1 protein-coding gene is annotated in these 567 nt (G+C 68.3%); it reads left to right on the top strand.

Translation table 11 applies throughout. From position 1 onward, the window contains the following. Positions 1-567: LpxL/LpxP family acyltransferase (locus KUO17_RS26030; protein ID WP_482817133.1), on the top strand; the 567-nt coding region annotated here is incomplete at both ends.

Genomic DNA, 567 nt, shown 5'->3' with positions numbered 1-567 from the left:
GAGCACCTGCAGGCGGCGCAGCGTGATGGCCAGGGCGCCATCCTGATGGCCCTGCACTTCACCACCCTGGAGATCGGCGCGGCCTTGCTCGGCCAGGAACACACCATCGACGGCATGTACCGCGAGCACAAGAACCCGTTGTTCGATTATGTGCAGCGCCGTGGGCGTGAGCGGCACAACGCCGACTCGCTGGCGGTGGAGCGCGAGGATGTGCGCGGCATGCTCAAGCTGCTGCGTGCGGGGCGGGCGATCTGGTACGCGCCGGACCAGGACTATGGCGCCAAGCAGAGCGTGTTCGTGCCGCTGTTCGGCATCGAGGCGGCCACCGTGACGGCCACTACCAAGTTTGCCCGGCTGGGGCGGGCGCGGGTGATTCCGTTCACCCAGCAGCGCCTGGCGGACGGCAGCGGCTACCGGCTGGTGATCCATGCGCCGCTGGAGGACTTCCCGGGGGAGAGCGAAACGGCCGATTGCCTGCGCATCAACCAGTGGATCGAACAGGCGCTGCAGGAGAGCCCCGAGCAGTACCTGTGGGCGCATCGGCGCTTCAAGTCGCGTCCGCCAGGG

Origin of the sequence: Pseudomonas aegrilactucae (genome assembly GCF_019168305.1) — a bacterium.
Lineage (GTDB): Bacteria > Pseudomonadota > Gammaproteobacteria > Pseudomonadales > Pseudomonadaceae > Aquipseudomonas > Aquipseudomonas aegrilactucae.
The sequence above is the reverse complement of the archived record's forward strand: the minus strand, read 5'-3'. Positions and strand labels throughout refer to the sequence as shown.